The sequence below is a fragment of the Bradyrhizobium sp. HKCCYLR20261 genome, assembly GCF_051168435.1.
Classification (GTDB): Bacteria; Pseudomonadota; Alphaproteobacteria; order Rhizobiales; family Xanthobacteraceae; genus Bradyrhizobium.
This window is the reverse complement of record NZ_JBNPUZ010000002.1, coordinates 183,507-208,631: the sequence shown is the minus strand read 5'-3', so window position 1 is coordinate 208,631 and position 25,125 is coordinate 183,507. Positions and strand designations below refer to the sequence as shown.

The following is a 25,125-nucleotide window of genomic DNA, read 5'->3' as shown; positions in this document are numbered from 1 at the left end:
TCATGGCCCAGGCAGCGCTTACCATCGACGGACTCAGCGTCGACTTCGAAGGCTTCAAGGCGGTCAACGGCGTCTCGATGATCGTCGAGGACGGCGAGCTACGCGTGCTGCTCGGCGCCAATGGCGCCGGCAAGACGACCTTGATGGACCTGATCTCCGGCAAGACGAAGTCGACCGGCGGCCGCGTGTTCGTACACGACACCGAGATCACCAATTGGGAGGAGCACAAGATTGCCCGCGCCGGCATCGGCCGCAAGTTCCAGATCCCCAGCGTGTTCAAGGAGCTCACGGTCCGCCGCAACCTGGAAGTGGCGAGCTGCAAGAATCCCGGCGTGTTCGCTAATCTCGGCTTTGGCTTTACAGCGAAATCCAAGATCGACGAGGTGCTGGAGCTGATCGGGCTGACCGAGGAGGCCAACCAGGTCGCGGCCTATCTCAGCCATGGCCAGACCCAATGGCTGGAGCTCGGCCTGCTGATCACGCAGGATCCCAAGATCATCCTGTTGGACGAGCCGACCGCGGGCATGACCCAGGCCGAGACCCACAAGACCTCGCTGATCGTCAACAATCTCAAGGGCCGCCACACCATCATCGTGGTCGAGCACGACATGGCCTTCGTCCGCGAGATCGCCGAGCGGATCACGGTGCTGCATCTCGGCCAGGTGCTGGCGGAAGGCAGCGTGTCTGAGATCGAGAACGATCCCAAGGTGCGCGCCGCCTATCTCGGATCGAAGGGGATCACCTGATGCTGGCGTTTGCGCATGTCGACAGCTTCTACGACCGCAGCCACATCCTGCACGACGTTTCATTGGACGTGCCCGATGGCCGCGTGACCGCGATCCTGGGCCGCAACGGCACCGGCAAGACGACCTTGCTCAAGACGCTGATGGGGCTGACCGACAAGATGCACGGCCAGATCTGGCTCGGCGATCAGGAGATCGGCGCCGAGCCGACCTTCAAGCGGGCGCGCGCCGGCATCGCCTATGTGCCGCAGGGGCGCGAGATCATTCCAGACTTCACCATCCGCGAGAACATCCTGATGGGATCGTTCGCGCGGGCCGACGGCAAGCGCGAGATCCCGCCGCTGGTCGCCGAGCTGTTCCCGTATCTGATGAACAATCTCGACCGCAACGGCGGCGTGCTCTCGGGCGGACAGCAGCAGCAGCTCGCGATCGCCCGCGCGCTGGCCGCGAACCCCCGGATCATCCTGCTGGACGAGCCGAACGAAGGCATCCAGCCGTCGATCGTCGAGGAGATCGAGAACGTCATCATCCGGCTCAACCGCGAGGTCGGGCTGACGGTGATCCTGGTCGAGCAGAACGTCGCGTTCGCACGCAACGCGGCGCACCGCTTCGCCATGATGGAGAAGGGCCGCATCGTCGCGGCGGGAGACATTTCGGAACTCACCGACGCGATGGTTCACCGCCACATGGCAGTGTGACGATCGGATGTCGTGGAGAAAGTGGATGCGCGGGCCGGCGCATCGCATCGCGAACGGCAGGCTTCTGACGGGTTGGCAGCAAGGAGAGCAAGATGCTTCACGGTGATATCACGTCCAGCAACGACACGATCGGCGTCGCCGTCGTGAACTACAAGATGCCGCGCCTTCACACCAAGGCGGAGGTGCTCGACAACGCCCGCAAGATCGCCGACATGATCGTCGGCATGAAGACGGGCCTGCCGGGCATGGATCTCGTGATCTTCCCGGAATATTCGACTCACGGCATCATGTACGACTCCAAGGAGATGTACGAGACGGCCTCCACAGTGCCAGGCGACGAGACCGAGATCTTCGCGGAAGCCTGCCGCAAGGCCAAGGTCTGGGGCGTGTTCTCGCTGACCGGCGAGCGTCATGAGGAGCACCCGAAGAAGGCGCCCTACAACACGCTGATCCTGATGAACGACAAGGGCGAGATCGTGCAGAAGTATCGCAAGATCATGCCCTGGGTGCCGATCGAGGGCTGGTATCCCGGCAACTGCACCTATGTCTCGGAAGGGCCGAAGGGCCTGAAGATCTCGCTGATCATCTGCGACGACGGCAACTATCCAGAGATCTGGCGCGATTGCGCCATGAAGGGCGCGGAGCTGATCGTGCGCTGCCAGGGCTACATGTACCCGGCCAAGGACCAGCAGGTGATCATGGCCAAGGCGATGGCCTGGGCCAACAACGTCTATGTCGCGGTTGCCAACGCCTCCGGCTTCGATGGCGTCTACTCCTATTTCGGCCATTCGGCGATCATCGGCTTCGACGGCCGCACGCTCGGCGAATGCGGCGAGGAGGATTACGGCGTGCAGTATGCGCAGCTGTCCAAGTCGCTGATCCGCGACGCGCGCAAGAACGGCCAGTCGCAGAACCACCTCTTCAAGCTCGTCCACCGCGGCTACACCGGTCTGATTAACTCCGGTGACGGCGATCGCGGCGTCGCGGCCTGTCCGTACGACTTCTACGCCAAATGGGTCGCCGATCCCGAGGGGACGCGCGAGATGGTGGAGTCGTTCACCCGCTCGACCGTCGGGACCGAGGAATGCCCGATCGAGGGCATCCCGAACAAGAAGGTCGCGCACCGCTAGCTCGAATGCCGTCGGCGGCGGGCCACATCCGCCGCCGACATTGTCTTGTCATCGGGTGAATGGAGATTTCTGCGATGCGACGCATCGAGCACGTGCTGGGCAGCAGGCTTGAGCCGGACTTCTCCGAGGAGCTCCATCGTCTCGAGCATCAGGGGGCGGTCGATGTCGTCACTGTGCCGGCCGCCGACCTCGCACGCCGCCGTTTGCTGATTGCGACGCGCAGCGGCGAGGAGTTAGCCATTGCGCTGCCGCGGACCGAGAAACTGTTCGACGGCGCGGTGCTGCTGCTCGAGGCCGACCGCGCCATCGTGGTGCGCGCCGCGACCGAGCGCTGGCTGCGGCTCGAGCCGCGCTCGATCTCGGACGCGGTCGAGCTCGGCTACCAAGTCGGCAATCTGCACTGGCGCGTCAGGTTCGGCGGCGAGGTGCTGCTGGTCGCCTTGGAAGGGCGCCCTGAGGACTACACCGCGCGGATCGAGAACCTGATCGCGGCGCGCCGCGTCGCCGTCACCGTGCTCGACGAGGATGCCGCGGATGCCCCGGCGCCTGCCGAGCCGGCGTCGACCGGCGGCCATCATTACCACCATCATCATCACGGCGATCATTGACCATGCTGCCGCTGCTGCGTGCGATCTGGCAGGCCGATGCCGCATTCCCGAGCGGCGCGTTCGCGTTCTCCTATGGCATCGAGGGCGCGCTCGCGCTGCGGCCCGACATGGGCCTGCCGGAGTTCGAGCGCCTCTGCGCGGCGGTGCTGCAGCAGCGCTGGGCGAGCTATGACCGCGTTGCCCTGTTGCGATCGTTCCGCGCCGGGCCAGACGTCGCGGTCCTCGACGCGATCGACCGGGAGGTCGAGGCGTCGACCCTGATCGAGGCGTTGCGCGCGGGCTCGCGGCGCAACGGCGCATCCTTCCTGGCCGCGCATGCGCGGCTCGGCCAGCCGCTCGCGGTGAAGCTGCGCGAGCGCCTGAGGGCAGGTGAGGGCCACGGCCATATCGCCGTCATGCAGGGCGCGGTCTGGGCTGCGCTGCAACTGGAGGAGCGGCATGCCGAATTGTGCTCGGCCTACACGGTCGCCTCCGGGCTCATCACGGCCGCTGTGCGGCTCGGAAGTGTCGGCGCGCTGCAGGGACAGAGCGTGCTGCAGGCGCTGCTGCCGCTGATCGACGAGCTGGTCGCGCGTCCGGTCGATGACGACGCCGAGCTGGAGAGCTTCATCCCCGTTCTCGACATTGCCGCCGCGCGGCACGTCCATGCCGAATTGCGGCTGTTCGCCAATTGAGAGTGTCACTGCATGCTGCTCACACCCACCGAACTCGAGCGCCTCACCATCTTCAACGCCGCGGAGCTGTCGCGCCGCCGCCGTGCCCGCGGGCTCAAGCTGAACTACCCTGAGGCCGTCGCGATCATCACCGATGAGATCCTCGAAGGCGCGCGCGACGGCCGCAGCGTGGCCGACCTGATCAGCCACGGCTCGACCATCCTGACGACCGACGACGTGCTTCCGGGGATCGCCGCGATGATGGACATCATCCAGGTCGAATGCGTGTTTCCCGACGGCACCAAGCTCGTCACCGTGCATGAGCCGATCCGTCCCGCGCCGGGCGCCACCGCTGATCCGGAGCGCCCGGGCGAAGTGAGGGCGCAGGCGGGCCAGCTCACGCTCAATGAAGGCCGCCGCACCGTGACCTTGACCGCGGTCAACACCGGCGACCGTCCGATCCAGATCGGCTCGCACTTCCATTTCTTCGAGGTCAACAAGGCGCTCGAATTCGATCGCGCCACAGCCTTCAACATGCGGCTGGACATTCCCGCCGGCACCGCCGTGCGCTTCGAGCCGGGCGCCTCGAAGGAGGTCACGCTCGTGGAGTTCGGCGGCCAGCAGCAACTGTCGGGCCTCAACAATCTGACTGATGGCGCAGCGTCGGATCCTGCGGTGCGCAGTGCGGCGCTGGCGCGCGCCAAGGCGCGCGGCTTCCGCGGCGCCTGACCAATTGAAGGGGGATATCCATTGGCGACGATCGACCGGCGTGACTACGCCGCACTTTACGGCCCGACCACCGGCGATGCGGTGCGGCTCGGCGACACCTCGCTGTTCGCCGTGGTCGAGAAGGACCACGCGATCTACGGCGACGAATGCCTGCATGGCGGCGGCAAGACCTTGCGTGACGGCATCGGCATGGCCGGCATCACCAGCGCCGAAGGCGCGCTGGATTTCCTGCTCTGCAATGTCACCGTGATCGATCCCGTCATCGGCATCGTCAAGGGCGATCTCGGCATCCGCAACGGGCGCATCGTCGGCATCGGCAAGGCCGGCAATCCCGCGATCATGGACGGCGTCGATCCGCGGCTGATCGTCTCGACCGGCACCACCGTGCGCGACTGCGAGGGCCTGGTCGCGACGCCTGGCGCGATCGACGTGCACGTCCATTTCGACAGCGCCGGCCTGGTCGAGCATGCGCTGGCGAGCGGCATCACCACGATGATCGGCGGCTCGCTCGGCCCGATCACCGTCGGCATCGATTCCGGTGGTCCGTTCAACACCGGCAAGATGCTGCAGGCGGCCGAGGCCTGGCCGATGAATTTCGGCTTCCTTGGCCGCGGCAATTCGTATCGCGAGGCGCCGCTGATCGAGCAGTTGCAGACCGGCGTGATGGGGCTGAAGCTGCACGAGGACTGGGGCACGATGCCGGCGGCGATCGACACCTGTCTGAAGGTCGCCGACGCCTGGGATTTCCAGGTCCAGATCCACACCGATACGCTGAACGAGTCCGGCTTCGTCGAGAACACGCTGGAGGCGATCGGCGGCCGCACCATCCACATGTATCACACCGAAGGGGCCGGCGGTGGTCATGCGCCCGACATCATCCGCGTCGCTGGCGAGATGCACTGCCTGCCGTCGTCGACCAATCCGACCAATCCCTACACGGTCAACACGTTCGACGAACATCTCGACATGACGATGGTGTGCCACCATCTCAATCCGGCCATCCCCGAGGATGTCGCCTTCGCCGAGAGCCGCATCCGCGCGCAGACCATCGCGGCCGAGGACGTGCTGCACGACATCGGCGCGATCTCGATGCTCGGCTCCGACAGCCAGGGCATGGGGCGCATCCACGAGGTGATCTGCCGGACCTGGCAGCTGGCCTCGAAGATGAAGGACCAGCGCGGGCCGCTGCCGGACGACAAGCCCGGCTTCGGCGACAACGCCCGCATCCGCCGCTATATCGCGAAGTACACGATCAATGCCGCCAAGACGTTTGGGATCGCCGACCACATCGGCTCGCTCGAGGACGGCAAGATCGCCGACATCGTGGTGTGGCGTCCGGCGTTCTTCGGCATCAAGCCGGAGCTCGTGATCAAGAGCGGCTTCATCGCCTGGGGCGCGATGGGCGACAGCGCGGCGTCACTGATGACCTGCGAGCCGATGCTGATGCGGCCACAATGGGGCGCGTTCGGCCGCGCGCCCGCAGCGCTGTCCGCCTGCTTCGTGCATCCGCTGGCGATCGAGCGCGGGCTCGCTGCCGAGCTCGGCCTGTCGAAGCAGCTGCTGCCGGTGAAGGGCACGCGCAAGCTCTCCAAGCGCGACATGGTGTGGAATGATGCGTGTCCCAACATCCGGGTCGATCCCGAGACCTTCGATGTCTTCGTCGACGGCGAGCTCGCGACCTGCGAGCCGGCGCGCGAGCTGCCGCTGGCGCGGCGCTACATGCTGAGGTGAGACGATGCTGCAGACATTGAGGTCGACCGATGTGCAAGCGGCGACGGGGGCCGCACGCGTCGGCATCGGCGGTCCCGTAGGCTCCGGAAAGACCGCGCTGATCGAGGCGCTGATCCCGGTGTTGCAGCGGCGCGGCATCGATTTCGCCGTCGTCACCAACGATCTCGTCACCAAGGAGGACGCGGAGCGGCTGCGCCGCTCCGGCCTGATCGATCCCGAGAGGGTGTCGGCGGTGGAGGCGGGGGCCTGTCCGCACACCGTCATCCGCGAAGATCCGACACTGAACATCGCGGCCGGCGACGAGCTCGAGGCGCGCTTTCCCGGCGTCGAGCTGATCCTGTTCGAATCCGGCGGCGACAATCTCGCCTCGACCTTCTCGCTCGACCTCGTCGACTGGTGGATCTTCGTCATCGACGTCGCCGGCGGCGACGATATCCCGCGCAAGCGTGGACCTGGCTTGCTGCGCTGTGATCTCCTGGTCGTCAACAAGATGGACCTGGCGCCGCATGTCGGCGTCGATCTCGAGCGCATGCTCGCCGACGCGCGGCAGGTGCGTGGCGGGCGACCGGTCATCTCGACCAATCTGAAATCGGGCACTGGCGTGGAGGCGGTCGCCGATGCGATCTCCGCTGCCGTCCTGTTCCGCGTCTGAGGGCCGCGCGGTCGAGGCCGCGCTGTCCATCGAACATGCCGGCGGCCGCAGCATGCTGCGCCGTCAGCATGTCGGCTATCCCCTGCATGTGACGCGCGGGTTCTATCTCGATGCGGCCAAACCCGATCTGCTGACGCTGTATCTGCAATCGGCGTCAGGCGGTCTCTATGCCGGCGACCGCATCGGCCTCGATGTGAGCGTCGCGCGCGGCGCGGCGTTTCACCTCACGACACAGGCGGCGACTGTGGTTCACGACGGCCGCGATGTCGGCGCCGTGCAACGCCTGACGGTGACGGTCGAGGCCGGTGCGTTCTGCGCCGTGACGAACGATCCCTATGTGCTGTTTCCCGGGGCCGAGCTCACGCTGCGGACCGCGGCGACGGTCGCCGAGGATGCCGTGCTGTGTGTGGCGGACGGCTTTGCCGTGCACGATCCGCGCGGGAGCGGCCGGATGTTCACGGAGCTGTCGAGCCGCCTGCGCATCGTGCGTCCCGACGGCCGTCTGCTGCTGCAGGACGCCGGCCGCATCGGCGGCGACGACCTCTCTGGCGCGCTGGGCGCGATGGCCGCGGCCGCCAATCTCGTCCTCATCGCGCCGGCCGATCGGTTGCCGTCCGCGAAGAGCCTGCAGCAGGCGGCCGATGCCTGCGGTGCGCTGGCCGGCACGTCGGCCGCACCGAACGACGCCGGCCTCGTGCTGCGCATCCTCGCGCCGGACGGCGGCATCCTGTCGCGCGCGATGGATGCTGCCTTCCATGTTGCGGCCGAGGCCGCGCTCGGCTTGACGCTGGCGCGCCGGCGCAAATAGCTCAGCGCCGCGCCAGCCTGAAATACAGCTCCGACAGCCGCGCCGGCAGATCCTCGACACTATGCACCAGCATCGTGTCGCCGCGGCCGAAGATGCGCGTCGCGGCATCGACGCCGCCGCGGCCGAGCACGACGCCATAGGCATCGATGCCCCGGCCATGTAGTCCGAGCGCGGCGAGCCGCGCGTCCTCGATGAGATCGAGCGGATCCGGCACGTCGATGTCGGAGGGCTCGCCGTCGGTCAGCACGATCAGCAGCTTGCGGCTTGTGGTGGCTGTCTGCAGCACCGCGCCGGCATGGCGCAACGCCGTGCCGAGCCGGGTCGACAGTCCCGATGCGAGACCAGCAAGCCGCGCGCGGCAGTCGCGGTCATAGGCATGGCTGAACGCCTTGATGGTGGTCATGCGGACGTCGTTGCGCCCGTCCGAGGCGAAGGCGAGCAGGCCGAAGGCATCGCCGAGCTGATCCATGGCCTCGGCGAGTAGCGCAACCGCAAGGCGCTCGACGTCGAGCACGGTCGCGCCCGAGGCGAGGCGGTCGCGCGTCGATTCCGAAATGTCGATCAGCAGCAGCGCCGAGAGGTCGCGGTGCAGCGCCTTGGCCGAGCGGAATACGCGCAGGTCCGGCATCTCGCCGCTGCGCAGCGCAATCCCCGCGTCGAGCACTGCATCAAGATCGAGGTCGTGCCCATCCTGCTGCCGTTTGAGCCTGACCGTGCGGCCGATGCGCACGCTGCGCACCAGCCGCGCCACGCGGCTGCGCAGGGCGCTCGCCTGATCCAGCGCATGCTCGATGCGCGCGGCATCGCCGGCCGGCGCGGCCACTTCGCGCACCGTGGTCCAGTTGGGGCGCTCGATCGCGTCGACGCGGTCCCATTCCGGATAACGTGCGATGATCACGCCGCGGGCGTCCGGGGCTACGGGACGGGCGCGGCCGGGCTCGGCCGGCGCGTCCTCGGCATCCTGCTCGTGCCGCTCGCCATCGTCGCGCTGCTGCTGCTCCGGCCTGACCGCGTCGATGAACAGCTCCAATGTCTCGGCCGATGGCGGCGTGTCCTGATCGAACTCCCACAGGCCGAGACCGTCATCGCGGTAGAGCGGCTCGACCACATAGGTCTTGGCGTTGAACTGCACCCGCATCTGGCCGAGATCGTTGCCGAGCAGCATGCCGATCTCGCGGCTGATCGCGTGGTCATCGAGCCTCGGCCGCGCCGCTGAAAACAGCGCGCGCCCCTTGCCGACGAAGCCGTCGTCATCGGCATAGTCGGGATCGAACAGCGCCCGCGCCAGCCGCGCGAGAAGCGTCGGCGCCGTCGCAACGGTGGTGGGCACGGCGACGTGATAGGGCGCCCACAGCCGGCGCAGGCCGGGCAGCGCGCGCATCGCCAGCGCCTCGACGCGCGCATCCTCGATCAGGTTGACCAGGGCGACCTGCAGCGGCTTGAGCTGGCCGATCGGAAAGCGGGCGCGGCCGAGCACGAGATGCGCCTGCGCATGCGCGGCAGCGGCGCGGAACAAGGCGCGGGCGGCCTCGCCTTGCATGCCGCGATAGACCTCCGGCAGGCGGATCAGCGGCCCGGCGAGGGCGGAGCGGCGCTGCGGCGTCTGCCCGCCTTCGACCGGCATGCTCCGTAGCAGCGGCACCGCTCCATGGAGCGCGGTGAGGAAGGCTTTCAGCTCGGTCTCGACATCGCCGAACGTCACGCTGCCTGGATCGCGCGCGATCAGGCGGCGTGCCAGCTCGTCCTGCAGCGAGAAGAAGGCGAGCCGCTTGCGGCGATCGCCGGCGGCGGCGCGCAGGCCGGCGGCGACGAAGCTTTCGAACCCCGCGATCGTACCCGGCCGCAGGATCTCGGTCATGTGGCTCGCGGCGGCAGCGATCGACTCCGGCGCCTGCTTCGCCAGCATGTCCATCGTTCGCCACCAGCGCGACAGGGCCGCGCCGGGGCCGAGGATGCGGCGGGCTGCGGGCAGCGCCTTCAGCGCACTTGTCGCGGCCGGCGCGCCAGCATGGCGGCACACCTCTGCGGCTGCCTGCGCCGCGCCGAGCAGCGGTGCGATCTCGCCGGCGGTATCGCCGGTGCTCGCCTCCCAATAGGCGATCAGGCAGGCCGGCCCGGCATTGACGTTCGCGAGCACGAGCATGGCGCCAGCCCACGCATCCATCTCGGCGGCATCGAAGCGGCGCGACAATGTTTCCCATGCCGCAAGGAAGAGCGGCCGCAACGTCTCGCGCTGACGGATCCACAGATGCAGCGTCCGCGTCGGCCCGTCGGGATCGGTCAGCAGTTGCAGCGGCGCCGCGCTCACGGCAGGCACGCCTCGATCGCGTCCGACAGCGCTGCGCGGATGTCGGGATTGTCGGTGATCGGCAGCACGATGCCGGACTGCACGGCGGCCGGCAGCGGCAGGCCGGCGCGCACCATGCGGCCGGTGTGGATCAGCATCCGCGTCGAGGCGCCCTCGTCGAGCCCGTGACCCTGCAGGTTGCGCGAGCGCTCGGCGATGCTGACGAGCAGGCGGGCAAGATCGGCATCGGCCCCGCTCTCGCGCGCGACGATCGCGCTCTCGGTGGCCGGCGGCGGATAGCCGAAATCGATCGCGATGAAGCGCTGCTTGGTCGATTCCTTGAGGTCCTTGACGGCGCTCTGGTAGCCGGGATTGTAGGAGATCGTCAGCTGGAAGTCGGCATGCGCCGGCACGACCTCATTGTGCTTGTCGAGCGGCAGGATGCGCCGCGCGTCGGTCAGCGGATGGATCACGACCGTGGTGTCCTGCCTCGCCTCGACGATCTCGTCGAGATAGCAGATCGCGCCGTGACGCACGGCGAGAGTCAGCGGCCCGTCGTGCCAGACCGTGCCGGATGGCTCCAGCAGATAGCGGCCAGCGAGATCGGCTGCCGTCATGTCCTCATGCGCGGCAACCGTGATCAGCGGCTTTCCAAGCCGCCAGGCCATGTGCTCGATGAAGCGGGTCTTGCCGCAGCCGGTCGGGCCCTTCAGCATCACCGGCAGCCGCTCGTGATAGGCGGCCATGAAGGTCGCGACCTCCTGGCCGGACGGCTGGTAATAGGGTTCTACGTCAATTCGGTAGGAATCGAGGATCATGCGAATCTCCGCTTGCCCGTGCGGAGACCGGCCAAAAGTCGCCGTTCTCCGCAAAGGGAGATATGGCGATCATTGCCTTGGAAACACGCTGCGGCCTCGGAGCGTGCGGACATGCAGCGATGCTGCACGATCAAATTAGAGACGAAAACGCGACGCGGGACAAGATGAAATGAGTCGCCTGCGGCTCCGGTTTCGTCCTGCTGCGGGGGCGACGCCGCGCTCCGTCAGCCGGGCGTTCAGCTGACCCTGCTGGCCAGCAGAGCCTCCGACCGCACCTCGCCATCGGCCGCAAGAGCGGGGGCGCTCACGGATTTCAGTCCATCCGCAGTCCTTGCCCGCGACAGTTCAAACCGCACGCCGTTGACGGTCACGGTGAGCGCGATGCCGCGGTAATCGTCGTGGAAGGCGCGGATACGGCGCATCATCTCGGCCGGCGCGATGTCGGCGGGCATCTCGCACATCGCAGCATACATCTGCTTCGTGCTCTTGACTCCGCTCCAACTGATATCGAGCTCCGGCAGCGGGGCGGCGTGGCAGGCGAGTTCGCGCGCCATGCGCCAGAACAGATAGGCCGTTCGCACGAACGCCATCTGCTCGAGGCCGCGGACGTCGATGCCACGGGGGATGTCGAATGTCTCGACCCCGACGATCGCGCCGCAATCGACGCGGGTCTCCATCACATGGGCCGTCGCACCGAAGCGCTCGGCACCCTCGTACATGGCGAAGTGGGCGGGAGCCCAGCCGGGATAGTCGGGCGTGGCGGGGTGGAAATTGTAGGCGCCATGGCCGAGGGCCTGAAGGATATGAGGTGGCACGATGACGCCCGCCGTGAACGCTATCAGGCGGGATCTGCCGAGCAGGTCGCGTTCGATGCGTTCGAGCTCCTGCAAGCTCACGGCGCAGCGGAACGACAAGGCCGGATTGTGCGCCTTGAGGAGCTCGGTCAGAGCGAGGTGCTGATCGCGGCTGCCGGTGAGAAGGATGATCGTATCGAACATGGTGCGCAATCCCGGTGGGGTTAGGGGCGGTCGGTCACGAGGTTGAATGGTTGGGACCTGGCGTTGGCGGCAAGCGCGCGGAACAGGTCGGGCCGCAGCGTTTGGCCGGGCGCGATCTCGATCAGATTGTTGTCCGATCGGCGCGCAGCGTCCCTGACAATCCGGACGTCGTCTTGCCAGGCGCAAAGCGAGACTTCGAGGCGGCAGAAGCCGCCATTGTCGCGAGCGAATGCCGTGGTCAGCGCCTGAAGGCTCGCGGCTGTATCACGCGCGGGGCTGCCCTCGTCACGCAGAATGACCGTGACGGCTTGATCGGATGCCGCCTCGGACGTGATCACGAGCAGTGAATCCGTGGCTCCCGCGCGACCTGCCCGCCTGGGCAGGCGGGCCCTGACGGCGAAATCCGCATCGGCGCCCCGATCCATGCCAGTCGGCGGGAGATTGTGGACGATGGTTGCGCGCCGCATATCGGCTTCGCCTGCGACGGCATGGTAGGATCGCGGCAGCCAGACAGTGTCCAGGGCCATCTGGGACGTCACTGCGCTCCAGGCCTGGTCGATCACGTAGCCGTCCCAGACATCCGGATAGGAGGTGGCGATGTCGTGCCAGGTTGCAAGCAGCGCCTCGGCCGCCACGGAGCGGCCGAAATACAGCGTCCGTGCTGACATTTCCCAGCCGTTCCACTTGTGGACCGCGAAATCGCAGGTGGCGAGCTGAGGAAGATCAGGCACCGCCTGAAACATCACGTCGGGGTCGACATACAGCAGCGGCTCGCGGGCGCTTCGCCACATGCGGGCGACGAAAGCGGATTTGTCGGCCGCGGTCAGCCGATCCCGTCCGTCGATCGCTTCGATGTCGAAAGCGAGCCCGAGACGCTCGAGCGATCGCCGCAGATGATAGACGTGCAGGTCGCCGACGCGGCTGGGATGGCAGGAGACGATGCGCATTGCGGGTTTGGCGGCCGCGTCGCTTGAAGAGCTCCGGTCGATGCCTCCCCACCATAGCTGGTGGGGTGCGTCCGCGGAGACGCCGACCGTGCCGCACTCCGTGAACTTGGATTTGAGGAAATCGAATGCCGGATTTTCTCCGAACGGAATGACGATGGCGTCGCCCGATTTCATCGCGCCGAATAGGAGCTCCGCGCCCGCGCCCGTTGGGGGATCAATGACGACGATGGTGTATCGTCCGCCAGCGGACGGGCGGTCGCCGTTCCATATCGCGAGAGGTCCCACCGCATGCGACAGCCATTCCAGGCGGCGCATCTGTTGGTCGCCGAGCTTGACGCCATGTCTGCGCAAGATTGCTATCGCGCCGTGAATGGAGTGAAAGTCTGATCGCGTCATGCCGTGTCCTCTTCAGCGTGAAACGGACGACGGCGGCCAATCAGGCGCATCAAGTTGAAGTCCGGCGATCTGAATCGGCGGCTGCGCTTGTTACTTTCACACGGCAAACGCGTATTTCTTTTCGAGATGTTTCAACGTGTCGCGGTTGAGCTTGTGGCCGCGAAAGGATGGAGTCCCGTCGTCGGGCGCGGGTTTGATTAGTTGGCTCTGCAATGGCGTTGTTCGGCACTCGGAATTGCCGATGGCAGGAGGATAGCGCGCACGGCGAACGTCGCGACCGATGCTCTCATGACAGCGAGAGACATCATCGTGCATAGATCCGACGTGATTTGAAACATTCAGCAATACACGCGCGCACGAAACGCTCGACCTGCAAGGTCGATCGTCCTCTAAATCATCATATGCATCAACTACAACGGATGAAATCGCGCGATCAGGCGCACACTGTCGTAAAAAATCTTCGGCAGTTTCCGAAAACGCGGCACGCGGCAACTGACAGCGTCAAAAAATACGATAATTTCGACGACGTGATTCGGAAAAATTTGCCGAGTGAAAATCACTGCTCGCACGACATCGCGAGTCATCGGGGCCGACGCTGCGCTGTTGCGCCAGATGTGGTCACCGGCTGCTGTTAGTTGGCGTTGCGGTTGCGTTTTCTACTGAATTCGTCGTCCGGAATGAATCCCTGCCATGCCGACCAGCGGCTTTCTCGTCTTCAACATCGCGCGACCCGGCCTTCGCGTGCGGCAGAATTTGCCGCGCTCCAGGCAAAAGTTTCCATCTAAGCAATTGAAAAACAACAAAAATAGCTTGCCTGGATCTGGCGATCGCACCGTTCAAGGATCGGAAGCCGTCTGCGAACTGCGCGATCGGCAATGCGGGTTGGAGAGTCGGAAATGAGCTACGCGCTGGATGTCTGTGCCCCGGCCGATGGCGTGTCCTTGAACGAGCCGGCGTCGCAGGATGCCGTATCGATGCCCTGGAGCGAGTCGGCCAGCACCGTTCCCGCCTGCGAGCCCGTCGTCGAACCTGCGATCTTTGATGAAGACAAGGAACTGCTCGACAGGCTTGCAACAGGAGATGAGCTTGCGTTCCGTCTGCTGGTCGAGCGCCACGTCGACCGCGCCTATGCGATCGCCCTGCGCATCGTCGGCAGCGCCGCGGACGCCGAGGATGTCGTCCAGGACACGATGCTCAAGGTCTGGACCCATCGCGGGCGCTGGCAGCACGGCCGCGCGAAGTTCTCGACCTGGCTGTATCGCGTCGTGAGCAATCGCTGCATCGACATCCGCCGCAAGCCGCGGACCGAAAATGTCGACGTCGTTCCGGAGGTGGCCGACAGCACGCCCGACGCCGTCAGCGTGATCGAGCGCGCCGAGATGAGCGACATCCTCGATGCCGCCATGCAGCGGCTACCCGAGCAGCAGCGCATTGCGGTGATCCTGTCGTATCACGAGAACATGAGTAACGGTGAGATCGCCGGCGTCATGGACACGACGGTTTCGGCGGTGGAGTCGCTGCTGAAGCGCGGACGTCAGCAACTGCGCGAGATCCTGCGCCGGCACGAGCGCGACATTCGCGGCGCCTTTACCGACCGCTAACCATACGCGCGACGGCGCGGCAGAAATCCCGCCTGATTCCCGCAGTCGCTTCCGTTTGATCGATCAGACGGGGCTGATCCGCACCGTCAGTCCGTCCACGATGCGGCGTGTCTTGCCGATCATTCAGGAGTTCTCACCGTGCCCGCCATTTCCACCAACATCGCCGCCAACTCGGCCGTCCGCTACCTGAACATCAACTCCAACCAGGAAACGAGCTCGCTGTCGAAGCTGTCGAGCGGCTCGCGCATCACCGCGGCTTCCGACGATGCCGCCGGCCTGGCCATCTCGACCCGCATTTCGTCCGACATCACCACCTTGCAGCAGGCCGCGACGAACGCCGCGCAGGCGACGTCGATCCTGCAGACCGCCGACGGCGGCGCGTCCAACATCAGCGACATCCTGGCGCGCATGAAGTCGCTGGCCTCCGAGTCGGCCTCCGGCACCACGGTCGGAACCAGCCGCACCTACATTCAGTCGGAATTCTCGCAGCTGATCAGCGAAATCACCTCGATCGCGACCGGCACGCGCTATTCGGGACAGAGCCTGCTCGATGGCACCAGCACTTTCTCCACCGGCGTGTCGGTGCTGGTCGGCTCCTCCGCCACCGATACGATCGACATCAAACTGTCGGATCTCACCGCCGCCACGCTCGGCGTTTCGACGCTCGACGTCAGCACGCAGGCCGGCGCGAACACGGCGCTGACGACGCTGGATACGGCGATCGACACGGTGTCGAAGGCCCGCGCGGATATCGGTGCGCAGGAGTCGCGCTTCAACTTCTCGGCCGACTCGATCTCGACCCAGACCCAGAACCTGCAGTCCGCCAATTCGGCGATCAAGGACGTCGACATCGCCTCGGAGCAGGCGAAGCTGTCCTCGGCCCAGGTGAAGACCCAGGCGGCGGTGTCGGCGGAAGCCGCCGCCAACCAGATCCCGCAATATCTCCTGAAGCTGCTCGGCTGAGCCGCGATCCGCCGGGCCGGCGTTGCGCCGGTCCGGCTCCATTCTCGGAGGACGATGAATGACGGTGAGCAGCGCGACGTCGAGCACCAGCAGTACGACATCGTCGTCTTCTTCATCGACGAGCTCGAGCAGTTCCCTGACCACCTCGGGGACCAGCACCACGAGCACGATCGATTGGAGCGCGCTGATCGAGTCTGCCGTCAATGCCAAGCTGACCCAGGCGACGCAGATCTCGACCAAGATCACCGCCAACGAGGCCAAGATCACCGCGTATCAGACGCTGCAGACGGCGTTGAAAACGCTGTCGTCAGGGCTTTCCTCGCTCGCGACGTCGATGGTGAATTCGCTCGCCACCAACGTCTTCGCGACGCGGGCGGCGACGCTCAGTTCGACCGGCGACGTCAGTGCCTCATCGGCGTTGTCGATGTCGGTGAGCAACGGCGCGGCGACGGGAAGCCACACGCTGGCCATCGGCCAGATCGCGACCGCGCACAAGGTGACGGGAACGGCGCAGTCGAGCCAGACCGACGCGCTCGGATACGCGGGCACGTTCTCACTGGGTCTCACCGGCGGCAGCACCGCCGACATCACCATCACGAGCGACATGTCGTTGCTGGACGTCGTCGATACGATCAATGCGCAGACGTCCACGACCAATGTCGAGGCGTCCATCGTTCAGGTGTCGAGCGGATCGTATCAGCTGGTCCTGACCGGAACGCAGGATGCCGCAGACATCACCACGTCGAGCTCGTCCGGCGACGATGTCCTCAATGCGCTCGGCGTCACCGACAGCGCCGGCGACTTCTCGACGGTGTTGCAGACCGCGCAGGCCGCCGAGTTCACCCTCGATGGCATCAGCATGACCCGCACGACCAACGACATCACCGATGTCCTCAGTGGCGTGACGTTCAACCTGCTGCAGGCGACGCCGTCGGGGACGTCGCTGACCATCGACATCGGCACCGATACCAGCCAGATCTCGTCGGCGCTGCAGACCTTCGTCACCGATTACAACGCGTTTCGCGACGCCGTCATCGCGCAACAGACGACCAATTCGGACGGCACCGCCGCATCGAGCGCGGTGCTGTTCGGCGATGGCACGATGCGCGACATCATGAACACGCTGCAGGCGGTGCTCGGAACCTCGGTCGGCGGCCTCACCATGGCCGATCTCGGCCTGTCCTTCAACGAGAAGAACGAGCTCGAGCTCGACACCGGCACGCTGTCGACGATCCTCAGCACCAATCTCAGCGGTGTGACCACGCTGCTGTCGGCGCAGACCAAGACCTCGTCGAGTCAGCTCAGCGTCGTCAACACCGGAACGTCGCCGCAATCCTTCACGCTCGATCTCACGGTGGATTCGTCGGGAAGCCTGACGGCCGCCTCGGTCGGCGGCGACAGTTCGCTGTTCACCGTCAGCGGCAATACCATCGTCGGCAATTCCGGGACGATCTATGCCGGCATGGCCTTCACCTACACCGGCTCGACGTCGCAATCGATCACGGTGACGTCGACACAGGGGCTCGCCACGCAGATCTACCAGATCGCGAAGAACGTCTCGTCCACGACGGGATCGCTGCAGACGCTGATCGACAATCTGACGTCCCAGGACGAGACGATGCAGGCCAAGGTCGACGACATCAAGAGCGCGGCCGCGACCTTCCAGACGCAGCTCACGGCACAGTATGCGAGATATCAGGCCGCCATCGAGAGCGCCAACAACACCCTGACCTACCTCAAAGCACTTCTCAACGCGAGTTCGAGTGACTGATGACCCAGAGTTCGATGGCCCAACTTGCAAGCCAGGCCTATCGCGGCGCGGCCGTGGCGGTGCCGCCGCTGCGCGCCGTGATCATGCTGCTCAATGGCGCGATGACCTGTCTGCAGAAATCGGTGCAGGCGCAGGAGGCCCGCCGCTTCGAGGAGGGGTACGCCCAGCTTACCCGGGCGACCGCGATCCTGCGCGGATTGAGCCTGCATCTCGACTCCGTCAGGGGCGGGGCCGTGGCGGAGCAGTTGTTCGAGACCTATAACGGGCTGATCGTCGCGGCCTTGCGCGCCTACGGCAAGCCTCGCATGCGCGAGCATGTCCAGACGATCACGAACAGCCTGCTCCAATTGCGGGAGGCCTGGGAGTCCGTCGACGCGGCTGCGCGGAGCGTGCGGCCCCCTGGCGATTCGAGCTCCCGCCGATAGGCCCGAATCAGCCTCCTGTTGCACCGCAGAAATTCCCTGAAACTGGCTGGAAACAGTCAGCATCAACCGGCGCGCGCGGTATTCCGGTCGGCCGCAGTCGCGTCCGCCTGCCAAAATCGACAGGTTTTCGGTCCGTGTCCTGTGGTCCGTCGTCGCCGTCGGCCAATATCAATTTCGCGCGCCGCCTGAATGCTTTATGAGGAGGCTGATGACGCGGGATGGCCGGACGATGGACGTCAGGGAATTCGAGGATCTGATCGACCGCCTGGGTGAGGACCTCTCCCAATGGCCCGCTGAGCAGCGCCAGTCGGCGACCGATCTGCTGGCGTCGTCACCCGACGCCGAACGACTGCTCGCGGACGCGCGCCTCGTGCGGCAGGCGCTGGCGTCGACGCCGATCCGTGCCCCCTCCGGTCTTGCCGCCCGCATCGTTGCGGCGGCTGGCCAGGCGACGTCCGAACAGACGGCGCCCGCATCTGCCGATGTCCACGAGGCCGGCTGAGCCGGGCCACGCACTCCGCACCCACCAAATGATCAATCGATGCGGCGGTCGCATCGGATGGCGCGTTCGCGCTCGAGCGCATTGAGCCGGTCGCGACGGTTCGCCGTCGTCATCATGCGTCGTTGCGCGCCCGAGCCTCGCCGCGCTGCGTACCAGGCGAATTTTGCCGCCTCGGCTGAGCGCGCAGCGGCAAATTCTGCCGCCAAAACAACGTAGTTCGCGACCTGATTGTGCGCCTGATCTCGGCGCTTCGGCCGTTTGATCAGCAGACATCTCCACCACGCCGGAGGTGCTGCGAGAGCCGGAGCCAGCCATGACGATTACTGCAACAAGCTCGTCGACAACGACGACATCCTCGACGTCATCGAGTAGCGACTCGCGCACGACGCTGAGCTCGACCGACTTTCTCCAGTTGCTCGTCAGCGAGCTGCAGAACCAGGATCCGCTCAACGCGACCAGCGTGACCGACTTCGTCAATCAGATGACGTCCTACGCCAACTACACGTCGCAGCAGTCGCTCAACAGCAGCATGACCTCGCTGGCCAGTTCGTTCTCGAGCCTGGTGACGCTGAACTCCGTCAATTACATCGGCCACACCGTCGAGGCGAAGACGGACACGGCCGTTCTCTCCAATGGCTCCGCCACGTTCGGCTACTCATTGTCCTCGGCCGCATCGAATGTATCGATCTCGATCAACGATTCCTCGGGGAACACGGTCTGGACCGGCACGGGCACGGGCAACAAGGGAAGCAACAGCATCACTTGGGACGGCACGGATTCGAGCGGCAACCAGCTCAGCGACGGCGGCCAATACACGATCTCCGTCACCGCCACCGATTCGGCCGGCAACTCGGTCCTCAACTATACGACCGTCACCGGAACGGTGACCGGCATCGACACATCGACCAGCACGCCCTCGCTCACCGTCGGCGGCGTCCCGGTCAGCGCCAGCAACATCATCGGCGTCACGTCCTGACGCGACCTTTCGGAGTAGCATCATGAGTCTGTCTGGAGCACTGTCCTCGGCCATCTCGGCGCTCAACGCGCAGAGCTCGTCGCTTGCCATGATCAGCGACAACATCGCCAACGCGGACACCACCGGATACAAGACGACGTCCGGCCTGTTCGAACAGCTGGTGACGGCATCGAGCAGTTCCAAGGCTTATTCGTCCGGCGGCGTGTCGGTGTCGGGCCGCGCCAACATCACGCAGCAGGGACTGCTGGCCGCAACGACGAACGCGACCGACGTCGCGATCCAGGGATCGGGCTTCTTCGTCGCGACCAATTCGACCACCGCTGGCGGCGAGACGTTCTATACGCGCAACGGCGCGTTCACGATCGACAATGCCGGCTATCTCGAGAACAACGGCTACTATCTCGAAGGCTGGCGGACCGATGCGAGCGGCAACGTCGTCGGCAACGGGCTCGAGCCGGTCAACACCAGGGTCGCGCTGACCAACGGCGGAGCCACCACCGAGACCTCGCTTGCCGCCAATCTGCCGGCCGATGCCGCGAGCGGCGACACGTTCAGCAGCTCGATGACCGTGTATGACTCGCTCGGCCAGGCGCACACCATGAACATCACCTGGACCAAGTCGACGACCGCCAACGAATGGACCGCCGACTTCGCGCCGGCGACGAGCACGGACGGCACGGTGACCAGCGGCACCTATACCATCGACTTCAACTCGGATGGCTCGCTGAGCAGCGTCTCCTCGACCAATCTCGGCATCACCTGGAACAACGGCGCGGCGGCCAGCTCGATCGCGCTGAGCTTCGGCACCACCGGCGGCGGCACCGACGGCCTGACGCAGAAGGCCTCCGGCAGCACCACCCCGAGCGTCTCCAATTTCAGCGCCAATTCCGACGGCGTCTCGTTCGGCACGCTGAGCAGCATCTCTGTCGGCAAGAACGGCCTGGTCGAAGCGACCTATTCCAATGGCGAGACCGTGCCGATCTACAAGATCGCGGTGGCGACCTTCGGCGATCCGAACGGGCTGGTGGCGCACAGCAGCGGCATGTATTCGGCAACCGCGACCTCCGGCAACGCGACCTTGCAGGCATCCGGTGAGAACGGCGCCGGGACGGTCTACGGCAGCGAGCTGGAGTCCAGCACGACGGACACGACAGGCCAGTTCAGCAGCATGATCTCCGCCCAGCAGGCCTATTCGGCGGCGTCGCAGGTCGTCTCGGCGGTGAACAAGATGTACGACACCCTGATCTCGTCGATGAGGTAGCCATGACCGAGCGGAGCAAGGACCGGCTCGGTGAGGGCGAGGTGCTGTTGAGGAAGTTGCGGCGGCTGAAGCTCCGCGCGGCGGCCGTCGGCAAGGATGATCGAGCGCAATTGCTGGCGCTGATGGACGACATCGAGAGTGTCCGCCGCAAGCTGCTGCGCGAGTGCGCGCTGCTCGAGGAAGAATTCAGGGTTGCCGCGGTCCGCGTGACCGCCTTGAGCAGCTACGCGCGCGTGGCGCAGGCAAGCCGGCGCCGTGAACATTGAGATGGGAGCGACAGAATGAAACAGGGAACCCAGGCAGATCGACGGCCGGCGAGCGAGGACGACGTGCGCACCTTGCTCGCGCTGATCGATGAATTGATCGCTGTGATCTCGGAAGAGAATGCCGAGCTCGCCAAGGGCCTGCCGGCCTCGCGGTCCAAGCAGCTCGACGACAAGAGCCGGCTGGCCGGGGTTTTCGAGCAGCGGGTCGCCGAATGTGCCAGGCAGACGGCGAGCCTCGACGTGCGCGACCGCGTGCTGCGCGAGCAGCTCATGGAGCACATCATCAGGCTGCGCAGCGCGATGGACGAGAATCTGGTCCGCCTGCGCGCTGCGATCGACGCCAGCCATCGGCGGATCGAGGCGATCATGCAGGCCATCCGCGACCAGATCGCGAGCGCCTCGCCCTATGGGGCCGGCGGTCGTCTGGCCGCGCGTGCGACGTCCTGCGGAACCAATGTCCGGGCGTGATCGACAACGGGAAGCGGGAGTCGAACGATGTCGCTCGATATAGCACGGCTCGTCGCGTTCAGCGGCATCTCCGCGACGGAGTTGCAGATCAGTCTGGCGTCGTCGAACATCTCGAACGCCGATACCACGGGCTATACGCGGAAATCGGCCAACCAGGTCGCCGACGTCACGGCCGGGATCGGCACCGGCGTGTCGATCACCGGCATTTCGAGCAATGTCGACAAGCTGCTGCTGAAGTCGCTGATCGCCGCCAATTCCGAGCTCGGCTCCGCCGACGCCACGAACAACTATCTCGAACAGCTTCAGCAGCTGTTCGGCAGCGCCTCGACGTCGGGGACATCGACTGGCGGAACGTCGCTCGCCAACTCGCTGGCATCGCTGGAGTCAGCGCTGTCATCGCTGGCGAGTTCGCCGAGCAGCGTGTCGCTGCAGTCCGCCGTCGTCAGCGCCCTCGATGATTTCGCGAGCCAGCTGCGCGGCACGTCCAGCAGCGTACAGACTCTCCGCGCCAACGCCGACAAGGACATCGCGTCGTCGGTCGAAAGCGTCAACGACGACCTGCAGCAGATCGCCGATCTCAACGTCGAGATCCGGAAGCTGGCGGCGTCGGGCCAGTCCACGGCCGACCTCGAGGACCAGCGCAACGCCGCGCTGCAGGATCTCTCGTCCTATATGAACGTCAGCTATTATTCGGCGTCGAACGGCGACCTGCAGGTCTACACGTCGTCGGGGCGGGCGCTGGTCGACAGCTCCGTTCACGTGCTCAGCTATACGGCGTCGGCCAACGTCTCGGCGTCCTCCAGCTATGGGTCCGGCGGCTTCAGCGGCATCATGGTCGACGGCGTCGACGTGACCTCGCAGATCACCTCCGGCAAGATCGGCGCGCTGGTGACCCTGCGCGACCAGACGCTCCCGGCGGTGCAGAGCCAGCTCGATCAACTGGCGTCACAATTGGCATCGGCGCTCAACGAGACCACGAATGGCGCATCGGCAGTGCCGCCGCCGAACAATCTGACCGGCACGACGGCGACCAGCGGCGTGGCGTCGCTGTCTGCCTCCGGTACGGTCCGCATCGCCGTGGCCGACCAGAGCGGCAATCTCGTCTCCTACCAGGATCTCGATCTGTCGTCCTATGCCACGGTGGGTGACCTGGTCACCGCCCTGAACGGCATCTCCGGTGTCTCCGCGTCGGTCGACTCTGCCGGGCATCTGTCGATCAGCGCAACGTCGTCCTCGTATGGCGTCGCCATCAACGATATGAGCAGCGCGATCGGCGGCGCCGGCTTCTCCGATTATTTCGGCATGAACGACCTTGTGACCGGGACGGGCGCTGCCGACTTCGCGGTGAGAAGCAGCATCCTGTCCGGCGATGCAGGCCTGCCGACCGGATCGCTCGACGGGTCCACGACCCTGACGACCGGAAGCCAGGTGCTGACGTCGGGGTCGGCGACGATCATCAACGCGCTCTACGACAGGCTGACCGGCGCGACGAGTTTCTCGTCGGCCGGAGGCCTGAGCGCGACGACCGGTTCGTTCGCCGACTACGCGGCGGCCATCGTCGCCAATGTCGCCAGCAAGGCGTCGCAGGCATCGAGCGCCTACACGACGAAATCAACGGCCCAATCGACCTACGCCAGTTCCCTGTCCTCGCAATCCGGCGTCAACATCGACGAGGAGACGGCCAGGCTGAGCGCATTGCAGAACAAATATGCGGCGGCGTCTCAGGTCATCTCCGTCGTCAACAGCATGTTCTCGTCGCTGCTCAGCGCCGTGCAGTCGAGCTAACCCGGAGCGAATGCCATGACGATGCGGATCGCGACCTTTGCGAATTCCGACCAGATGATCGCAAGCTCGCTGCGGACGCAGGCGACCATGGCGACGCTGCAGGTCCAGGAAGCGTCGGGATTGAAATCGGAGTATCTTGCGGACTACGGCGCCGACACCCAGCATGTCGTCAACCTGCAGGTCTCGGTCACCCGTGCCCAGTCCTATATCGATGCGGCGACGTTGGCCGACAGCAAGGTGCAGGTGATGTATTCGGCGGTCGGCCAGGTGTCCGATGTCGTCACGCAGCTGCGATCGGCGCTGAGCGCCGCGACGTCTGGCAGCAGCACGGGAACCTCCTCTGCCATCAGTACCGCGCAGCAATTGCTGCAGCAGATGACGGGGATCCTCAACACGCGGTACGATGGACAATATCTGTTCGGCGGCGCGCGAACCTCGACAACCGCCGTCGACACCTCGGCCTTCGCGTCGGGAACGGGCTCGCTGACGACGGCCGACACCAGCTATTACCAGGGTGACAGCGAGCTTGCGTCGGTGCGGGTGTCGGACCGGCAGTCCGTGAGCTATGGTGTGACGGCGGACGACCCGGCGTTTGAAAAGGTCATGCGCGTCCTCAAATATGTTGCGAACAGCGCGAACCTGTCCGACAGCGACATCAGCGCGGCCCTGACGCTTGCCGATCAGGCCGTGGACGAGGTGGCGACGGTGCAGGCGAAGCTATCCGACGCCGCGTCGCGGATCGAGAGCGCCAAGTCGCAGCAGACCGATTACAAGAGCTATGCCGAGAGCCTTGCGACCGACCTGACCAGCGTCGACGTCGCGGCGGTCACCGCACAATTGTCGACGTATCAGGCGCAACTGACGGCCTCGTACACGGCGATCTCCAAGATCCAGAGCCTGAACCTGGCCAGCTATCTGCGGTGATCAGCCCTTCCAGATCACCGATTGCTCGTGGCGGCGGATCAACTCGGCGAGCGCGGCAAAACCCTTTGCGACCGAGTCCGAGAACGCGAGCACCGCGGGCGATTGCGGGCTTCCGGCGAGCCGCAGAATGCCGAGCGCGCGCTCCGGATGCGGCACGCGCAGCGGCAGCGCGGTGATCTCGCGCTCCTTGCGATAGGCGAAGACGACGCCGTGCGGCAGGATGGTGAGCGCATCGCTGCGCTTCAGATAGTTCATCGCGCTTGCCAGCGAGCCGCCCACGTAAGGCATGCTCACGCCGGTCGAGCCGAACGACAGCAGCAGCGCGCGCATGTCGGCCTGCAGCGGACTGTTCGGCGGCGGAGCGATCCAGGGGTAATCCAGGATCTCCGGCCCTTTCAGCTTGCGTTTCATCAGCAGCGGGTGGGTGACGCGGCAAGCGATGACGTTGCGCCCGGGCAGGATCGACTGGAATTCAAGGTCATCGCCGTCGAGCACGTCGACCGGGCAGATGGCGAGATCGATGCGGTCGGCACGGATCGCCTCCTGCAGGTCCGGCATGTAGCCGTAGCTCTGGATCACGCGCACGTCGGGGCGGACGTTGTGAAACTCGGCGATCAGGCCGGAGATCAGGCCATCCATGAAGAACGGCGTTCCGGCCACACGCACGGTGCCGGCCAGCCCGTGGCGGAAATTGTCAATCAACTCGGACGCCTTGCGCGAGGCGAGCAGCATGGCCTGGCCGTGATCGGCAAGCGCCCGGCCGAACGGCGTCGGACGCAGCGGCCGGCGGCCCTTGACGAACAGCGGCTCGCCCAGCCGCTTTTCCAGGGCGGCAAGCGTGCGCGAGACCGCCGGCTGCGTCATGCCGAGCAGCGCGGCGCCCTCGGTGACGCCCCCGGCATTGATGACGGCGGCGAGCTGAACCAAGTGGCGTTCGTCGATCTTCATAGCAATGTGCTATATTATCCCGCGCAGAAATCATCAA

Annotated in this window: 25 protein-coding genes; 20 read left to right on the top strand and 5 right to left on the bottom strand. The window is 65.7% G+C overall.

The genetic code is table 11. From position 1 onward, the window contains the following. Nucleotides 1–2: 2 nt before the first annotated feature. The 9 genes from urtD (at nt 3) to ACQR1L_RS04570 (ending at nt 7,752) form a co-directional block, all read left to right on the top strand. Nucleotides 3–746 carry an urea ABC transporter ATP-binding protein UrtD gene (gene urtD, locus ACQR1L_RS04610; protein ID WP_434856748.1) on the top strand — a complete coding sequence of 248 codons (744 nt, stop codon included), beginning with the start codon at nt 3–5 and terminating at the stop codon, nt 744–746. Then, nucleotides 746–1,441, top strand: a complete 696-nt coding sequence (gene urtE / locus ACQR1L_RS04605; RefSeq protein ID WP_434856747.1) for an urea ABC transporter ATP-binding subunit UrtE — start codon at nt 746–748, stop codon at nt 1,439–1,441. The genes urtD and urtE overlap by 1 nt, the downstream gene beginning before the upstream one ends. Nucleotides 1,442–1,533: 92 nt before the next feature. Then, the gene (locus ACQR1L_RS04600) at nt 1,534–2,571 is read left to right on the top strand and encodes an aliphatic amidase (protein ID WP_012042181.1); all 1,038 of its coding nucleotides are present in this window, start codon (nt 1,534–1,536) and stop codon (nt 2,569–2,571) included. 74 nt (nt 2,572–2,645) lie between these two features. Then, nucleotides 2,646–3,179, top strand: a complete 534-nt coding sequence (gene ureE, locus ACQR1L_RS04595; RefSeq protein WP_434856746.1) for an urease accessory protein UreE — start codon at nt 2,646–2,648, stop codon at nt 3,177–3,179. A 2-nt stretch (nt 3,180–3,181) separates the two neighbouring features. Then, nucleotides 3,182–3,853, top strand: a complete 672-nt coding sequence (locus tag ACQR1L_RS04590) for an urease accessory protein UreF (RefSeq protein ID WP_434856745.1) — start codon at nt 3,182–3,184, stop codon at nt 3,851–3,853. Between the two features lie 12 nt (nt 3,854–3,865). Next, a complete protein-coding gene (locus tag ACQR1L_RS04585) occupies nt 3,866–4,561 on the top strand; it encodes an urease subunit gamma (protein WP_434856744.1) in 696 nt (231 codons plus the stop codon). A 21-nt stretch (nt 4,562–4,582) separates the two neighbouring features. Next, nucleotides 4,583–6,292 (top strand): urease subunit alpha, encoded by a 1,710-nt coding sequence (ureC, locus tag ACQR1L_RS04580; RefSeq protein ID WP_434856743.1) that lies wholly within the window; start codon nt 4,583–4,585, stop codon nt 6,290–6,292. A 4-nt stretch (nt 6,293–6,296) separates the two neighbouring features. Then, entirely contained in the window at nt 6,297–6,944 is a 648-nt protein-coding gene (gene ureG / locus ACQR1L_RS04575; protein WP_434856742.1) for an urease accessory protein UreG, read from the top strand. Next, nucleotides 6,910–7,752 (top strand): urease accessory protein UreD, encoded by an 843-nt coding sequence (locus ACQR1L_RS04570; RefSeq protein WP_434856741.1) that lies wholly within the window; start codon nt 6,910–6,912, stop codon nt 7,750–7,752. The genes ureG and ACQR1L_RS04570 overlap by 35 nt, the downstream gene beginning before the upstream one ends. Nucleotide 7,753: 1 nt before the next feature. Here the strand turns inward: ACQR1L_RS04570 and ACQR1L_RS04565 are convergent, their stop codons facing one another. The 4 genes from ACQR1L_RS04565 to ACQR1L_RS04550 all read right to left on the bottom strand — a co-directional run bounded on the left by ACQR1L_RS04565 (nt 7,754) and on the right by ACQR1L_RS04550 (nt 13,198). Then, nucleotides 7,754–10,069, bottom strand: a complete 2,316-nt coding sequence (locus tag ACQR1L_RS04565) for a nitric oxide reductase activation protein NorD (protein WP_434856740.1) — start codon at nt 10,067–10,069, stop codon at nt 7,754–7,756. Next, the gene (locus ACQR1L_RS04560; protein WP_434856739.1) at nt 10,057–10,857 is read right to left on the bottom strand and encodes a CbbQ/NirQ/NorQ/GpvN family protein; all 801 of its coding nucleotides are present in this window, start codon (nt 10,855–10,857) and stop codon (nt 10,057–10,059) included. The genes ACQR1L_RS04565 and ACQR1L_RS04560 overlap by 13 nt, the downstream gene beginning before the upstream one ends. Before the next feature lie 236 nt (nt 10,858–11,093). Next, entirely contained in the window at nt 11,094–11,855 is a 762-nt protein-coding gene (locus ACQR1L_RS04555; RefSeq protein WP_434856738.1) for a formyltransferase family protein, read from the bottom strand. Between the two features lie 20 nt (nt 11,856–11,875). Further along, nucleotides 11,876–13,198 carry a hypothetical protein gene (locus ACQR1L_RS04550; protein WP_434856737.1) on the bottom strand — a complete coding sequence of 441 codons (1,323 nt, stop codon included), beginning with the start codon at nt 13,196–13,198 and terminating at the stop codon, nt 11,876–11,878. 896 nt (nt 13,199–14,094) lie between these two features. On the opposite strand from ACQR1L_RS04550, the gene ACQR1L_RS04545 reads away from it, so the two are divergent. From ACQR1L_RS04545 to ACQR1L_RS04495, 11 genes are all read left to right on the top strand, one after another. Continuing rightward, nucleotides 14,095–14,799: an RNA polymerase sigma factor gene (locus ACQR1L_RS04545; protein WP_434856736.1), complete on the top strand. Its 705-nt coding sequence runs from the start codon at nt 14,095–14,097 to the stop codon at nt 14,797–14,799. 138 nt (nt 14,800–14,937) lie between these two features. Then, a complete protein-coding gene (locus ACQR1L_RS04540; RefSeq protein WP_434856735.1) occupies nt 14,938–15,762 on the top strand; it encodes a flagellin in 825 nt (274 codons plus the stop codon). 58 nt (nt 15,763–15,820) lie between these two features. Next, a complete protein-coding gene (fliD, locus tag ACQR1L_RS04535) occupies nt 15,821–17,533 on the top strand; it encodes a flagellar filament capping protein FliD (RefSeq protein WP_434856734.1) in 1,713 nt (570 codons plus the stop codon). Beyond that, nucleotides 17,533–17,958 (top strand): flagellar export chaperone FliS, encoded by a 426-nt coding sequence (gene fliS, locus ACQR1L_RS04530; protein WP_434856733.1) that lies wholly within the window; start codon nt 17,533–17,535, stop codon nt 17,956–17,958. The genes fliD and fliS overlap by 1 nt, the downstream gene beginning before the upstream one ends. 208 nt (nt 17,959–18,166) lie before the next feature. After that, nucleotides 18,167–18,460 carry a hypothetical protein gene (locus ACQR1L_RS04525; protein WP_434856732.1) on the top strand — a complete coding sequence of 98 codons (294 nt, stop codon included), beginning with the start codon at nt 18,167–18,169 and terminating at the stop codon, nt 18,458–18,460. A 313-nt stretch (nt 18,461–18,773) separates the two neighbouring features. Next, nucleotides 18,774–19,436 (top strand): flagellar hook assembly protein FlgD, encoded by a 663-nt coding sequence (locus tag ACQR1L_RS04520; protein WP_434856731.1) that lies wholly within the window; start codon nt 18,774–18,776, stop codon nt 19,434–19,436. Between the two features lie 22 nt (nt 19,437–19,458). After that, complete coding sequence (flgE, locus tag ACQR1L_RS04515) at nt 19,459–20,697, top strand: flagellar hook protein FlgE (protein WP_434856730.1); 1,239 nt, start codon at nt 19,459–19,461, stop codon at nt 20,695–20,697. Between the two features lie 2 nt (nt 20,698–20,699). After that, a complete protein-coding gene (locus ACQR1L_RS04510; RefSeq protein ID WP_434856729.1) occupies nt 20,700–20,963 on the top strand; it encodes a hypothetical protein in 264 nt (87 codons plus the stop codon). A 15-nt stretch (nt 20,964–20,978) separates the two neighbouring features. Continuing rightward, the gene (locus ACQR1L_RS04505; RefSeq protein WP_434856728.1) at nt 20,979–21,431 is read left to right on the top strand and encodes a flagellar protein FlgN; all 453 of its coding nucleotides are present in this window, start codon (nt 20,979–20,981) and stop codon (nt 21,429–21,431) included. Nucleotides 21,432–21,458: 27 nt separating this feature from the next. Beyond that, nucleotides 21,459–23,216, top strand: a complete 1,758-nt coding sequence (gene flgK / locus ACQR1L_RS04500) for a flagellar hook-associated protein FlgK (protein ID WP_434856727.1) — start codon at nt 21,459–21,461, stop codon at nt 23,214–23,216. Between the two features lie 15 nt (nt 23,217–23,231). Continuing rightward, nucleotides 23,232–24,140, top strand: a complete 909-nt coding sequence (locus ACQR1L_RS04495; protein WP_434856726.1) for a flagellin — start codon at nt 23,232–23,234, stop codon at nt 24,138–24,140. On the opposite strand, the gene ACQR1L_RS04490 is transcribed toward ACQR1L_RS04495, so the two are convergent. Further along, nucleotides 24,141–25,088 carry a LysR family transcriptional regulator gene (locus tag ACQR1L_RS04490; protein ID WP_434856725.1) on the bottom strand — a complete coding sequence of 316 codons (948 nt, stop codon included), beginning with the start codon at nt 25,086–25,088 and terminating at the stop codon, nt 24,141–24,143. Between the last annotated feature and the right edge of the window lie 37 nt (nt 25,089–25,125).

Coding starts and splice junctions, on each gene's coding strand:
- urtD (WP_434856748.1), top strand. CDS start 3: ATGGCCCAGGCAGCGCTTACCATCGACGGACTCAGCGTCGACTTCGAA.
- urtE (WP_434856747.1), top strand. CDS start 746: ATGCTGGCGTTTGCGCATGTCGACAGCTTCTACGACCGCAGCCACATC.
- ACQR1L_RS04600 (WP_012042181.1), top strand. CDS start 1,534: ATGCTTCACGGTGATATCACGTCCAGCAACGACACGATCGGCGTCGCC.
- ureE (WP_434856746.1), top strand. CDS start 2,646: ATGCGACGCATCGAGCACGTGCTGGGCAGCAGGCTTGAGCCGGACTTC.
- ACQR1L_RS04590 (WP_434856745.1), top strand. CDS start 3,182: ATGCTGCCGCTGCTGCGTGCGATCTGGCAGGCCGATGCCGCATTCCCG.
- ACQR1L_RS04585 (WP_434856744.1), top strand. CDS start 3,866: ATGCTGCTCACACCCACCGAACTCGAGCGCCTCACCATCTTCAACGCC.
- ureG (WP_434856742.1), top strand. CDS start 6,297: ATGCTGCAGACATTGAGGTCGACCGATGTGCAAGCGGCGACGGGGGCC.
- ACQR1L_RS04570 (WP_434856741.1), top strand. CDS start 6,910: ATGCGATCTCCGCTGCCGTCCTGTTCCGCGTCTGAGGGCCGCGCGGTC.
- ACQR1L_RS04560 (WP_434856739.1), bottom strand. CDS start 10,857: ATGATCCTCGATTCCTACCGAATTGACGTAGAACCCTATTACCAGCCG.
- ACQR1L_RS04555 (WP_434856738.1), bottom strand. CDS start 11,855: ATGTTCGATACGATCATCCTTCTCACCGGCAGCCGCGATCAGCACCTC.
- ACQR1L_RS04550 (WP_434856737.1), bottom strand. CDS start 13,198: ATGACGCGATCAGACTTTCACTCCATTCACGGCGCGATAGCAATCTTG.
- ACQR1L_RS04545 (WP_434856736.1), top strand. CDS start 14,095: ATGAGCTACGCGCTGGATGTCTGTGCCCCGGCCGATGGCGTGTCCTTG.
- fliD (WP_434856734.1), top strand. CDS start 15,821: ATGACGGTGAGCAGCGCGACGTCGAGCACCAGCAGTACGACATCGTCG.
- fliS (WP_434856733.1), top strand. CDS start 17,533: ATGACCCAGAGTTCGATGGCCCAACTTGCAAGCCAGGCCTATCGCGGC.
- ACQR1L_RS04525 (WP_434856732.1), top strand. CDS start 18,167: ATGACGCGGGATGGCCGGACGATGGACGTCAGGGAATTCGAGGATCTG.
- ACQR1L_RS04520 (WP_434856731.1), top strand. CDS start 18,774: ATGACGATTACTGCAACAAGCTCGTCGACAACGACGACATCCTCGACG.
- flgE (WP_434856730.1), top strand. CDS start 19,459: ATGAGTCTGTCTGGAGCACTGTCCTCGGCCATCTCGGCGCTCAACGCG.
- ACQR1L_RS04510 (WP_434856729.1), top strand. CDS start 20,700: ATGACCGAGCGGAGCAAGGACCGGCTCGGTGAGGGCGAGGTGCTGTTG.
- ACQR1L_RS04505 (WP_434856728.1), top strand. CDS start 20,979: ATGAAACAGGGAACCCAGGCAGATCGACGGCCGGCGAGCGAGGACGAC.
- flgK (WP_434856727.1), top strand. CDS start 21,459: ATGTCGCTCGATATAGCACGGCTCGTCGCGTTCAGCGGCATCTCCGCG.
- ACQR1L_RS04495 (WP_434856726.1), top strand. CDS start 23,232: ATGACGATGCGGATCGCGACCTTTGCGAATTCCGACCAGATGATCGCA.
- ACQR1L_RS04490 (WP_434856725.1), bottom strand. CDS start 25,088: ATGAAGATCGACGAACGCCACTTGGTTCAGCTCGCCGCCGTCATCAAT.